The organism is Ruminiclostridium hungatei (assembly GCF_002051585.1).
GTDB classification, from domain to species: domain Bacteria; phylum Bacillota; class Clostridia; order Acetivibrionales; family DSM-1351; genus Ruminiclostridium; species Ruminiclostridium hungatei.
Window position 1 is genome coordinate 16,170 of sequence record NZ_MZGX01000003.1, and the last position, 13,578, is coordinate 29,747.

At 44.0% G+C, this 13,578-nt stretch carries 9 protein-coding genes; 2 read left to right on the forward strand and 7 right to left on the reverse strand.

The genetic code is table 11. From position 1 onward, the window contains the following. Positions 1 to 80: 80 nt before the first annotated feature. Entirely contained in the window at positions 81 to 1,178 is a 1,098-nt protein-coding gene (locus tag CLHUN_RS02640) for a GntR family transcriptional regulator (RefSeq protein ID WP_080063021.1), read from the forward strand. Between the two features lie 100 nt (positions 1,179 to 1,278). Then, on the forward strand, positions 1,279 to 4,431 hold the full coding sequence (locus CLHUN_RS02645; RefSeq protein ID WP_080063022.1) for a glycoside hydrolase family 2 TIM barrel-domain containing protein: 3,153 nt from the start codon (positions 1,279 to 1,281) through the stop codon (positions 4,429 to 4,431). 175 nt (positions 4,432 to 4,606) lie between these two features. On the opposite strand, the gene CLHUN_RS02650 is transcribed toward CLHUN_RS02645, so the two are convergent. The 7 genes from CLHUN_RS02650 to cphA all read right to left on the reverse strand — a co-directional run bounded on the left by CLHUN_RS02650 (position 4,607) and on the right by cphA (position 13,568). Next, positions 4,607 to 5,782: an NAD(P)-dependent malic enzyme gene (locus CLHUN_RS02650; protein WP_080063023.1), complete on the reverse strand. Its 1,176-nt coding sequence runs from the start codon at positions 5,780 to 5,782 to the stop codon at positions 4,607 to 4,609. A 200-nt stretch (positions 5,783 to 5,982) separates the two neighbouring features. Next, entirely contained in the window at positions 5,983 to 6,915 is a 933-nt protein-coding gene (locus CLHUN_RS02655; RefSeq protein ID WP_080063024.1) for an L-lactate dehydrogenase, read from the reverse strand. 463 nt (positions 6,916 to 7,378) lie between these two features. Beyond that, positions 7,379 to 8,149, reverse strand: a complete 771-nt coding sequence (locus CLHUN_RS02660) for a type III pantothenate kinase (RefSeq protein WP_080063025.1) — start codon at positions 8,147 to 8,149, stop codon at positions 7,379 to 7,381. 37 nt (positions 8,150 to 8,186) lie between these two features. Further along, entirely contained in the window at positions 8,187 to 8,711 is a 525-nt protein-coding gene (locus CLHUN_RS02665) for a hypothetical protein (RefSeq protein ID WP_080063026.1), read from the reverse strand. A gap of 96 nt (positions 8,712 to 8,807) precedes the next feature. Next, entirely contained in the window at positions 8,808 to 9,794 is a 987-nt protein-coding gene (locus CLHUN_RS02670) for a biotin--[acetyl-CoA-carboxylase] ligase (RefSeq protein ID WP_080063027.1), read from the reverse strand. Between the two features lie 35 nt (positions 9,795 to 9,829). After that, a complete protein-coding gene (locus CLHUN_RS02675) occupies positions 9,830 to 10,501 on the reverse strand; it encodes a hypothetical protein (RefSeq protein WP_080063201.1) in 672 nt (223 codons plus the stop codon). Positions 10,502 to 10,844: 343 nt separating this feature from the next. Further along, positions 10,845 to 13,568, reverse strand: a complete 2,724-nt coding sequence (gene cphA / locus CLHUN_RS02680; protein ID WP_080063028.1) for a cyanophycin synthetase — start codon at positions 13,566 to 13,568, stop codon at positions 10,845 to 10,847. Between the last annotated feature and the right edge of the window lie 10 nt (positions 13,569 to 13,578).

Below are 13,578 nucleotides of genomic sequence, written 5' to 3' on the forward strand. Positions count from 1 at the left end.
TAAGAATCTACTTGTATTTATCTTGTATGGTGAATATAATATAAACTATTAGTTGACAATTACACGAAAGGGGAATACTTATGATCAACGCCCCGAAGTATACAGATATTGTTGAGTGGACTATTGCCCAAATAGAAAGCAAAACCTTTAACCCTAATGACAGGTTTCTTTCCGAAACTGAACTTGGAGAGAAGTTCGGCTTTTCCCGGCAAACCGTACGGCGGGCGCTGGAGGTATTGGAGCAGCGGGGCCACATTACCAGGATACAGGGCCGGGGAACTTACATAGCAGATGTGCGTCCTCAAAAATCCTCCGTGTTTAAGCACCCTTCCAGGACAGTGGGCATAATCTCCACCTATCTGGATAATTACATTTTTCCCAGTATTGTACGCGGTATTGAAGGTGTTTTGTCGGAAGCGGGCTTTGCGGTTCAACTGGCCTCCACCAACAACTCTGTTGAAATTGAAGCCAGATCGCTCCAGCTCATGCTGGACAGACAGGTGGACGGCCTGATTATAGTACCCACCAGAAGTGCCCTGCCCTGCTTGAACCTGGATTTGTACAAGGAGCTTATCCGGCATGGCATCCCAGTGGTTTTTATTGACTCTTTTTATCCCGAGCTTTCAATTCCACATGTCGCCCTGGATGATGTTATGTCAGGGTATATGGCTACACAGCATTTGCTGGAAATGGGGCACAGAGACATACTGGGGATATTTTCACACATTAACAGGCAGGGGCACTTGCGCTATCAGGGGTACGCCAGAGCACTATCCGAGAATGGCATCCCCCTGCGGGATGAACTGGTTTTCTGGTACTCAAAGGAGAGTTTGCTGCAGCAGCTACAGGGAGGGCAACTTTTGGAGTGTTTATCAAAAAGCACTTCGGCTCTTTGTTTTAATGACCATATGGCATTACTGCTAATGGATTACCTGCGTCAAAACGGAAAAAGCGTACCGGGGGATTTTTCAGTGGTGGGCATAGATAACTCAGAACTTGCCAATATCAGTTCACTCACCAGTATTGTTCATCCTTCGGAAGAGCTGGGAGAAACCGCCGCCCGGCAATTGCTGTCCATGATTGGCGGGGCTGCAGTTGAGAATATCCTTTTTCCGCCTCAGCTCAAAAAACGCGGCTCCGTACTGCAGCATGCAGCTTCTGCTCTGAAGCAACTGTAATTGGTTTACGTTTTACAAAACATTAACATTGCGGAGAGCTGCCATTCTCTGCAGCATTTCAGGTCTGTCAGGACCTTGCCTATATGGAGGTAGAGAGGTTATGTTGAAATTATTTAATGACGGCTGGCAGTTTGCCAAGGGAGAACCCTGCAACTTCACGCAGGTGAAGCTGCCTCATGACTGGTTAATCTCAGATGTGAACAAGCTTTATGAAAGCGGTACGGGCTGGTATAAAAATGAGTTGGACTCCGGTTTTCTTACGGAAGGACAGCGTTTGTTCCTCCGTTTCGACGGAGTGTATATGGACAGCACGCTTTATGTAAATGACAGGGTAGCGGGTGAGTGGAAGTATGGCTACACTGCCTTTGAATATGATATTACGGATTTTCTTAATAAAGAAGGCGGCAATACAATACTGCTCAAGGTTAATTATATGTCCCCCAGCTCCCGTTGGTACACAGGTGCCGGCATATACAGGGATGTGTTCCTGAAGGTAAAAAATGCCTGCCATTTTGTATCCGACGGCATTTACATTTCTACCGGCAAACAAGATGGCCAATGGGTTTTTGAAGTTGATGCGGAGGTTGAAGGAGCGGGATATGCCTATGAGGTGAAGCATACCTTGCTGGATGTAGGAGACAGCATAGTTCCCTGGGATATTGACAATCCCCGTCTCTATACACTACGCTCAGAGCTGTTGGTGGATGGAAAAGTTACGGATACCGAATTAACACGTTTCGGCTTTAGAACAATAGACTTTTCCAGTGATAAAGGATTTTTTCTCAATGAAAGACATGTAAAGCTCAAGGGGGTTTGTCTTCATCACGATTTGGGCGCTCTGGGGGCCGCAGTACACTCCGATGCCATACGCCGGCAGTTGACCCTGTTTAAAGATATGGGGGTCAACGCTCTTCGCACCGCTCACAATCCGCCCGCCAAGGTATTCATGGAGTTGGCCGATGAAATGGGTTTTCTTGTTATGTCTGAAATTCTGGATATGTGGACACAGCCCAAAAACACCCATGATTATGCCCGCTTTTTCGATGATTGGATAGAAAAGGATGTTGCTTCCTGGATTCGCCGGGATCGCAATCATCCATCCATAATAATGTGGAGTATCGGAAATGAAATTCACGACACCCATCTGGATGCACAAGCCGGAGCCCAGACAATGGAGCGTCTCATGGCTCTTGTAAGAAGGCATGATTCCAGACAGCATGCCCCAATAACACTATGCTCAAATTACATGCCCTGGGAGAACACACAGAAATGTGCAGACATAATAAAGCTCATAGGATATAACTATGGGGAGTCTCTGTACAACAACCATCACTCCGAACATCCTGATTGGATCATATTCGGAAGTGAAACCTGCTCCACTGTCCAAAGCCGCGGAGTGTACCATTTCCCTCTGAACAAGTCCATCCTTTCCGACGATGACCTGCAATGCTCCGCACTGGGCAACAGTTCCACCAGTTGGGGTGCAAAGAGCGTGGAAGCTTGTATCCGAGCCGATTTTGACACTCCGTATTCCCTGGGTCAGTTTATATGGGTAGGTCAGGACCATCTGGGAGAGCCTACCCCATACCATACAAAGAATTCCTACCTTGGGCACATCGACACAGCCGGATTCCCCAAGGACTCATATTATCTGTTCCAGGCAGCCTGGACAGACTACAAAAAAGCCCCGATGGTACATCTTTTCCCACACTGGGATTTTTCTCCCGGTCAGCTTATTGATATCCGTGTGTGTTCCAACGCTCCCCGGATCGAACTGTTCCTTGATAACGAAAGTCTGGGTTCTGTGCTGCTGGAGGGCAAATATGTTGCCGACTGGCAGATGCCTTACCGTCCAGGGCTATTGCACGCTGTGGCTTATGACGAATCCGGGACGGTAATTGCCCAGGACCGCAAGGGTTCCTTCGGGGATGTGGACAGACTTCATTTACACGAGGATACCTACGGGGAATTGGTATTTGTTACAATCACCGCCCTGGACAAAAACGGAGCAGCGGTTGAAAATGCCAACTGCCGTGTTCGGGTGGAGGCAGAGAACGGAATCCTGTTAGGCCTTGATAACGGAGACTCAACCGACTTTGAACAGTATCAGACTAACAGCAGAAGGCTCTTCAGCGGAAAACTCCTGGCAATAGTAAAATCCCGGAATGGGAAAGCTCCCCGTATTTCGGTAGTTTTGGACAAGGATGACGTTCCCATAAGAAAAATAGAATTATCCGTCAGTGCCCATACCGTCACGGCTCAGATATTTCCACCGGACGCAACCTATGACGACCTGTATTGGAGGCTGACTGATGCAGGCGGTAATGACAGTCCTCTGGGAACCCTTGCTATTTCAGAAGATGGGAAAAGCGCCACAGTAGTTCCCAAGGGTGACGGACAGCTTTATGTACGCTGTGCCGTTAAGAATGGCAGCTCTCATGTAACCATTATTTCACAGCAGGTAATCAATGTAAGCGGTATGGGGAAAGCTTTCCTGAACCCTTACTCCTTTATCTCTGCGGGTCTGTACAACTACAGCAATGTGGAGCTTACCAACGGCAATGAACGCGGAATTGCCACGCTTCGCAGCGGGAAAAGCCATGTTGGTTTTAAAGACATAGACTTTGGCGACTACGGCTCGGACCAGATTACCCTGCCGCTGTTTCCGCTGGGAAAAGAGCCCTTTACCTTTGAAATATGGGAAGGCATGCCGTTGGAGAATGGTACCAGGCTTTGTACCGCTGCTTATGACAAAGGTTCCATATGGAATACCTACCAGGAGGTAACCTGCACCCTTCCGCGCAGGCTGCGCGGAGTTACCGGCATATGCCTGGTTTTCGATCAGAAGGTCCATATAAAGGGCTTTCACTTCAAAAAGTATCACAAGGCCTTTCAAAGGCTGTGCGCTGCCGAATATGATGCAATATACGGTGATACCTTCAGCGTTAAGGAAACGGCCATTGAAAATATAGGAAACAATGTTTCCATACTCTTTGAGAATATGGATTTTGGAAGTTCAGGCGCTTCTAGTATTGCCCTGAGCTGGAGGTCAAAAATCCCCGGCAACTCCATACAGCTTTTATTTACCGACCCTCAGAATAAAACCCAGAAAATGATATTTGTTGACGGTTCGGCAGATTACACCAGTGCAGTATTCCCGCTGGGAGAAAAAATCATGGGGAATAAGACAGTCACTCTGGTGTTCCTGCCGGGCAGCAGCCTGGATCTGTCCTGGTTTCAATTTATGGAATAGAGACCGTCGCCGGGCCATTACAAATCAGTACGGACCCATAATTTTTATTACATTTTCATATGCTAAAAGGACTGCCGGAGAAAATATCCGTCAGTCCTTTTAATATGTTTAATCAAAATAAATATGAATAGTTATATTACCTTGAGTCACTGCTTTGAATTTTTCGCCAGACAGCTTACTTTCTTGCAACTCCGGTTTTTCTGGCAGCTTCTGCAACTGCATCAGCAACTTCTTTTGCCACTCTTGGATCAAATGGAGCCGGTATTACATATTCTGCATTTCTTTCTGCATCGGTAACAAGACCAGCTATTGCATAAGCAGCAGCTATCTTCATTGCATCATTTATTTCACGGGCTCCTACATCAAAAGTACCTCTGAAAATACCTGGGAATGCAAGAACATTATTAACCTGGTTCGGGTAGTCTGAACGGCCTGTCCCAACTACTGCCGCGCCTGCCTCAAGAGCTTCTTCAGGCATGATTTCAGGAGTTGGATTTGCCTGGGCAAATATTATAGGATCTTTTGCCATTGACTTAACCATTTCCTTTGTAACCTGGTTAGCTGCTGAAACTCCGATGAATACATCTGCTCCAACCATAACGTCCTTCAAACTTCCTCTCTTGCCTTCCAGATTTGTAATCTTAGCCATTTCAGCCTTGATTGGATTCAGGTTGTCTCTGCCTTCATAGATAACGCCCTTTGTATCACAAAGTACAACCTTTCTGAGACCCATTGAGAAAAGCAGCTTTGTTATGGCTATAGCTGCAGCACCTGCTCCGTTGACTACTATGGATATATCTTCCATTTTCTTGTTTACAACTTTTAAAGCATTGATAAGACCTGCAGCAGTTACTATTGCAGTACCATGCTGGTCATCGTGGAATATGGGGATATCTGTTTCCTTCTTCAGTCTTTCTTCTATTTCAAAGCATCTTGGAGCAGCGATATCTTCGAGGTTTACACCACCAAAGCTGCCTGAGAGCAATTTAACAGTTTCAACTATTGTATCAACATCCTTTGACTTGATACAAAGCGGGAATGCATCAACATCTCCGAAAGTCTTGAAGAGGCAGCATTTTCCTTCCATAACAGGCATACCTGCTTCAGGTCCGATGTCTCCAAGACCCAATACTGCAGTACCGTCAGTGATAACAGCAACAAGATTGTGTCTTCTTGTGTATTTGTAGGAGTTTTCTATGTCTTTCTGTATTTCCAGACATGGTTGAGCAACTCCAGGTGAGTAAGCCAATGAAAGATCTCTCTTATCTTTTAATGGTGCTTTACATACCACTTCTATTTTTCCCGCCCACTCTTCGTGCGCCTTAAGCGAATCCTCATAAATAGTTCCCATTTCCTAATCCTCCAGACGTTAATTAATTAATAAATCAAACTTTTTAAACTTACGACAAGAAACAAATAAACAATACTTGCCGTATCATTTATCTGTTCCTTATCTATTCTACACTATTGTGAAATCTTTCACAACCACTTTTCAATTTTTTATCCAAATTTTTTATATTTCCAAAATTTACTTAAAAAGTCTTTTAAGGCTTATATGTCTTTAACTTCGTTTATTACTGCTCTGACCTGTTCAGCGGAATGCTTCAGGAGCTCCAATTCCTTGTCGGTAATCTTTAACTCGAGAACCTTTTCTGCTCCGTTGCCGCCAACCACAGTCGGAACATTTACCAATACGTCCTTAATACCATACTGACCGTCAAGTACAGTACCTACCGGCATAATCGTATTAAAGTCTTTGAGTATTGATTCAACAATTCTGTTGATTGAAAGAGCTATACCGTAGTAAGTTGCTCCCTTGTTCTTGATGATAGTTGCACCTGCTGCTTTAACCTCTGTAAACAATGTTTCCTTGTCAATGTTTAAGCCGTTAGCCTGTACATATTCATCAAATTGAGTTCCGGCAATATGAGTAGCACTCCACAATGGAAGCTGTGAATCACCGTGCTCACCAATGATATAGCCGTGTACATTAGCAATGTCTACATTCAATGCCTGGCTGATATGAGTTCTGAATCTGGCACTGTCAAGAACGGTACCCGAACCAATAACCTTGTGTGCAGGTAAACCTGACCATTTTTGAGTCATGTAAGCCAAAACATCAACCGGATTTGATACACTTACGATTGTGCCACGGTTATAGTGCTTCATCATTTCAGTAACAATGCTCTTCATTATTGATGCATTTTTCTTGGCAAGATCCAGTCTTGTTTCTCCAGGTTTTCTTGCAGCGCCTGCTGTTACTACTATAACATCACAGTCCTTTACGTCTGAATATTCTCCTGAATAAACCTTCATGTGACCGGCAAATGATAAGCCATGGCTTATATCAAGTGCTTCACCGTATGCCTTTTCCTTGTTTACATCGATCAGAACCAACTCGGATACCAAATTGTTTATAGACATCGCATATGCTGCGGATGCTCCAACAAATCCCGCTCCAATAATAGCTACCTTATATCCCATACAAATTCCCTCCATTTTTTTTCGCAATGCTATTAGCGTAACACAACTTAAATTAACTTACAAACATAAATAACAGGATTTTCATATACTTTATTAGCAAAAACCGCTAATTTTTTAGATTATATTTACTTTTGTGGCTTAATCTTTAATTTTTATACATTTACGTTTGACTTGTATACAATGTTTCGGGGTAAGCGCTAACACATATGCCCCCCGCGGGTTTCAAGGCTGATTGATTAAAAATTAACAAGATGTATTTTTATAACTTTGTTAAAAAAATAGCTATATAATAATCTGTAAAACCTGATAGTGCATGCCCCGGCAATTTGAAAAGTCAATTTGTTGGCTTTTGGAAGGCGGGCTTTGAACCGTAATTGACTTTGGTAAAGTAAAAAAGACGATTTCTCGTCTTTCCTTCACTGCTTTATTATAGCTGTTTTCTTACTTTATATTCATTAAAAAATCAGTTTTTATTTCTTTCATATACAATCCGAAGCCCCTCCAACGTCAAAGTGGAGTTTATATGGTCGATTGTCCGGGATTCCTCCGAAATAAATCTGGCCAATCCTCCGGTGGCTATTACCTTTATGTTGTCCTCCTGCATTTCCTGTTTCATACGTTTTACAATATAATCCACCTGCCCGATATATCCGTAAAATATTCCGGACTGCATACTTGACACGGTATTTTTGCCTATAACCCCTTCAGGCTTTATCAGGTCTATCCTGGGAAGCTTGGCTGCTTTTTGAAACAATGCCTCAAGGCTGATCTTGACTCCCGGACATATGACCCCTCCCAAATACTCACCCTTTTCAGACACAGCGCAAAAGGTCGTGGCAGTTCCCATGTCAACTATTATCAGAGGCCCTCCATAAAGCTCGAATCCGGCTACGGCATTTACTATCCTGTCGGTTCCAACCTCTTTTGGATTCTGGTATCTGATATTTATTCCTGTCCTGGTGCCGGGACCGATTATCATTGGTTCCAGTTTTAAATACTTTTTGATGGAGTGCTCCAGGGTATACATTATAGGCGGTACTACAGATGCAATAATAACGGCTTCCACCTTGTCAGCCTTCAGCGCTGCATGGTCAAACAGGTTAAGCATAAACATACCCAGCTCATCAGCCGTTCTTTCCTTGTCGGTGTTCAGCCTCCAACTGGCCAGGAGTTCGGTTTTTTCATAAACACCAAGTACAATATGCGTATTCCCCACATCAACTACTAAAATCATACTCTCCCACCATTCTCCACCAGAGGATTGTTGTCTGTCAGACTCCCAACCTCATGCTGCGTATTTCCTTAAGTTCCAGTTCGATTTCCTTCTCGATTCTGACAATATCGACAGCAATGTCAGCCACGGTCTCTTCGGCTCGCGGTTTAATGGCAGGCCTCTGGAAATGTTGTCTTGTATTTTCTCTGGGCTCCCTGGGCTCTCTGTTTTGATTTTGATTTTCTCTGGTTTGATTATCTCTATTTTGATTTTCTCTATGGTAATTTCTCTGATAATTTTCCTTATGCTGGTTCTGGCTGTTTTCCCTGGGTGAGTTTTCTCTGGCCTGATTATCCCGGTTATCCCTTCTCTGGGAATCTCTTTGCTGTCCGGGCTCCCTCTGGTTGCCGCCTTCCCTCTGCTGATTATCCCTCGGAGGTCTTGTTCGTGTATGGTTTTCTTTGTGAGGTGCCTCTCCGTCTTTCTGAGCGGACTTCTGCTGAAAATTTTGTCCGGCAGGCTCACCAGTTTGAGCTCCATCCTTTGAATAATTTTTTCTTGGGTAATCATTCCTTTTAACCACTTATCAAATCCTCCTAAACTTTCTTTACAACTAAAAAATAATACGACCCTTGTTATCATAGCACATGTTTCAATATTTTAAAACCCATTTGCAGGGTCAGTCCCTTGCATATCCCATCAATCCTCTGACCTGTACTTCTCCGGAAGAAACTTCTCTTAGAGTTCCATCCTTACATTTTACAACAAGTTTACCATCCAATGCAACGGATTGTGCTGTTCCAATATATTCAACCTCTCTGCTTATTATCCTCACTTCTTTTCCCACAGTAACCGAGTATTTATTCCATTTGTCTATAATCTGTCTGGTTTCTCCAGCAAGCAGCATTGTATATATTTTTTCAAAGCTTTTTAAAATGCCTGAAAGGATTTTCGCCCTGGAATGCGTCTTTCCGGTAAAAAGTTTAAGTGAAGCAGCCTTGTCCTGAAGCTCCTGGTCAAAATCGCCGGAATCCTGATTAATATTCAAGCCTATGCCCACCACCACATAATTCACATGCCCCGGCTCTGCACTAAGTTCTGTGAGTATCCCTCCCAGCTTGCAGCTACCCAATATTATATCATTAGGCCACTTGATCCCGCAATTTATATCCAAAACTTCAATTATGCCTTCAACAACAGCAACGGAAGCTGCAAGGGTAATTATCTGTACTTTTTCCGGCTCCAGGTCAGGCCTCAGTACTATTGAAAACCACAAACCCCTGCTGTTATCAGACTGCCAAAGCCTGCCCACCCTGCCCCTGCCGAGAGTTTGCCTCTCGGCTGTGACTACTGTTCCGTGCGGACAGCCGTCGTTGCCTATCTTTTTTGCATAATTGTTAGTGGAATCTATGTCAGCAAAATGTACCAGCTCTCTGCCAATCTGCTGCCCATCCGGAACACTGACCTCCCGGCCGTCAAGTATATCCGGCAGTCCGGTCAGCCTGTAACCTTTTTTGGAGGAGGATTCAATTATATAGCCCTCTTTCCTCAGTTCATTTATATGCTTCCACACTGCCGTACGTGAAACCCCGAGGCTGTTGCTGAGTTCCTCTCCCGAAACATAGCCCTGTTTTTCCTTAAGTGTATGTAAAATAAGCTTTTTCAAATTCCTGTCACCATCCTGATTATGTACCTGTAAATTTATACCGATTTGTCCTGCCTGTAGGTTTGCAGGCGGAATTTTTCGTTTATTCTCTCAATTTGCGGCTTCTTTATGCAGTATGTACTCCCTGTACCTGTTTTGAATACTGCCGTGCCTTTGTGTTCGTTTTCAAGCTTCTCCACCTGCTTTTCCTCTGCCAGCCTGTCAAAGAAATAATAAAGGAGAAAATCGTCAGATTCTGCAAGCTGTTCTCTCAAATCCTGCAAAACATTGTTTATATAAAGCTCCTCAGAATTTGTATATATCACCGGAGAATCCATTCTTTTGTCAAGAACGGCAGCCTCTCCCGGAAGAATAGTGGTAGTAATCAGACATTCCGGAAGCCTGTACGCTCCAAATATGTATTTTTCTATTGGTATAACTGATTTATAATATAATTCCAGCTCGGAGTCCTTCAGCCCATTTGCATTTTCATATAAAAATCTGTCTGCAATAAAGCATTTTTCGTTTTTAACCTGTATTTTCAGACAGGTATACCCGGGAGATTTGTACAATTCCGGATCATCCTTTGGATTTAAAAGTCCTGAAAAGCACATAACCCTGTCCCCATCCATAATTATTTCTCTGTTGTAATAGGCAGATAATTTCAATCCGCAGTCCAGGATATTGGATAAATTTTCTGTTCTAACGTAATAATATACCTCTACCATTGGCACACCCCACAAATTTGCAGCACCCGACTCCCTATTGCTGGCAATTAATATAGTATAATTGTTGTGATCATAATTTTTACCGGTATTGATGATAAAGTCAGTTACCATCGGCTGAAAGCATACCTGGAAGGCGAAGCGACCGTAATTGACCTTATGAGTTAATGGGAAATGTCATACCCAATGCAAACTTTCATGCCGGACAGAAGGTTAAAGCCGGTGCAAGCCGGAATGCCTTTTCGGCGGTCCGCCCTCTGGCACCCCTTACACCGGCTTGTCCATAGCTAATAATAAAAGTTACATATTGTAAAATCTATATTTCAACTGCTTTTCTTTCATTATATTATAATTCTCTGAATTCTACCATATCGGGTTTCCCTATTATGTCGTTAAAAAGTACCGAGCCGCTTCGGGTCTTAATGCTGTCAATATCTTTAAGGCTGCTTTCCAGCACATGATTTACCTCATCCAGCTCCTTCTTGAATTTTCCGATCATTTGCACTGCCGGATCAAGCTCTTCATAAAACAAGGCAATCAAGTCTCCTGGCTGGGCATCCAGCATGGCTTTTTCCAGAGCTTCTGTCTCGCTTAATATTTTTTCTATATTTTCTTTTTTATAGCCCGCACCTAAAATGCCCGACTCGAATAATGCCGCAACTTCTCCTCTTTTTCTTCCTCTGAGATCCTTGTCCTCCTTAATATATATTTTCTCAAAGGATCTCCCGCAAAGCTCCCCTACCTCCTTAATGTTGGCGTCCATCCTGTCTCCCGGCATTCCCACAATTGCTACAAGTCTTTTGGCTTTCATTTTCTGCATGAATTTTATTACCGCAGAATAACCTGCTATATTGTGGCTATAGTCTATCATTACCTTGAAAGCGCCCATATCAAAAAGGTTAAACCTGCCGGGATTCAGTTCTATGTCAGGTCTGAAGGTATTCATTCCCTTTTTGATGTCCTCTGCAGGTATATTAAGTCCAATCAGTGCTGAGACTGCAGCCAGTGAATTTTCTATATTGCAGTCCACCAGCCCTCCGTAGGTGATAGGTATGTCGTCCAGACTAACTATTGGCTCCTTTTTCCCGCTCTTGATCACCCATATATAGTTTTCCTTCACGTATATGCCTATATTCTCAGTATTCTTCAGATGCTTCTTCAGCAGAGGGTTTGACAGGGATTTCCCGAACATTATCACTCTGCTCCTGACCCTTCCCATTATAAAAGGTGTCATAGCATCGTCAGCATTAAGAACGGCATAACCCTCCGGCTTAATTGCTTCTACCACCAGGGCCTTGGTCATTGCCAGATCCTCCAGGCTATTTATGCCATCTATCCCCAGATGATCATCGCTTATGTTCACCAAAACAGCAACATCTGCCATATCATATCCAAGGCCCTTTCTTATTATGCCGCCCCTTGCAGTTTCAAGCACAGCCGCCTCAACCTTTTTATTGGCCAGCACCATACCGGCACTCACCGGTCCTGTAGTATCGCCTCTTTGTATACATTCACTGCCAATGTATATTCCGCTTGTGCTGGTCATACCGACGGTGAGGCCTGTTAATGCAAGAGTGTGTCTTATAAGTCTGGTAGTAGTTGTCTTACCGTTTGTTCCTGTAACCGCCACAACAGGAATACTCCAATTGCTGTCGGGATAGAGCATATCCAGAATGTCACCGGCAACATTCACGGACTGCCCCTCCGAGGGGTAAAGATGCATCCTTAAGCCAGGTGCCGCATTGACTTCAATGATTGCTCCAGAATTCATATCTATTGGTATTGAAATATCTTCGGACGAAAAATCTATGCCTGCCACATCAAGCCCCAAAGCCCTTGCGGCGGCAATTGCATACTTTGCATTTTTGGGATGGATATTTTCCGTACAGTTTTTAGCGGTTCCTCCAGTACTTATATTGCCGTTTTGTCTCAGTTTCACCACCTGCCCGGCGGCCGGCACGCTTTTTAACAGCAGCCCCTGTCCTTGCAGGCATTTTTGGGCAATATCGTCCAGCTTGATATAAGTCAGAGGCTTTTCATGGTCTTCACCCCTCAGCGGATTTTGGTTTTCTCTTTCAACAAGCTCTTCAACCGTTCTTGTACCTTCTCCCACAACCTGGGGAGGCCTTCTTTCCGAAACGGCGCTGACACGCCCTCCCACCACAAGTACCCGGTAGTCTTTACCGGAAATATACCTTTCAACCATGACTTTTTTTGAGTATTTCCTCGCTTCTTGAAAAGCCTCCTCTATCATTTCCTCTGATCTTATATCAACAGTTACACCTTTTCCCTGGTTTGAGTCCAACGGCTTTATTACCAGAGGAAATCCCACCTTTTTTGAGGATTCTACGGCTTCCTCCAAAGTCTGTGCAACCACCCCATAGGGTACTGGAATGTTATTATCGGTTAATATTTTCTTGGTAAGCTGTTTGTCGGAAACCATATCTACCGCTATGCAGCTTGAGCTGTCAGTCAACGAGGCTTGTAAGGTTCTCACGCCCTTGCCGTAACCAAGTCTTAAAAGGCTGCTGCCTATCCTCGTAACAGGTATGCCGCGCTTTACAGCTTCCTTGTAAATGGCTTTGGTACTGGGTCCCATGTCTGTTTCCAGTGCCAACTTCTTCAAATAGCTTATTATATTTTTTACATTGATTTCTGTTCCTCCGGCAAATGCCTTCAGTATCTCTACGGCTTTTTTCCCGCACTCTACAGCAAAAGCTTCATTAATATATTCGTATATCACATAGTACTTGGATGTATTTCCAATTTGTCTGGTTTTGCCGTGGTTCACATGGTATCCCAGCCTGTTCTGCAGCTCCAGAATCAGATGCTCCGCCACATGCCCCATGTATGTGCCCTCCAGCAGGCGTTCTCCGAAGCCCCCTGCATAGCCGACTCCGCACGTATGTTCAGCTATTTCAGGAAAATTTTCCAATAATCTTTTATTAAAGCCGGGGATATCCTTTGTGGGCCCCGACTCATAAATCCCAATATCGACGATCATCCTTACAACCGGTTTATGACTGTATATATTTCTTCCTTGAAAGCAATAAATGCTTTGAATTTGCACCGTAAAAACC

Bases quoted from the DNA above. Each gene is read 5' to 3' on its own strand.
- CLHUN_RS02640 (WP_080063021.1), top strand. From the start codon at position 81: ATGATCAACGCCCCGAAGTATACAGATATTGTTGAGTGGACTATTGCC.
- CLHUN_RS02645 (WP_080063022.1), top strand. From the start codon at position 1,279: ATGTTGAAATTATTTAATGACGGCTGGCAGTTTGCCAAGGGAGAACCC.
- CLHUN_RS02650 (WP_080063023.1), bottom strand. From the start codon at position 5,782: ATGGGAACTATTTATGAGGATTCGCTTAAGGCGCACGAAGAGTGGGCG.
- CLHUN_RS02655 (WP_080063024.1), bottom strand. From the start codon at position 6,915: ATGGGATATAAGGTAGCTATTATTGGAGCGGGATTTGTTGGAGCATCC.
- CLHUN_RS02660 (WP_080063025.1), bottom strand. From the start codon at position 8,149: ATGATTTTAGTAGTTGATGTGGGGAATACGCATATTGTACTTGGTGTT.
- CLHUN_RS02675 (WP_080063201.1), bottom strand. From the start codon at position 10,501: ATGGTAGAGGTATATTATTACGTTAGAACAGAAAATTTATCCAATATC.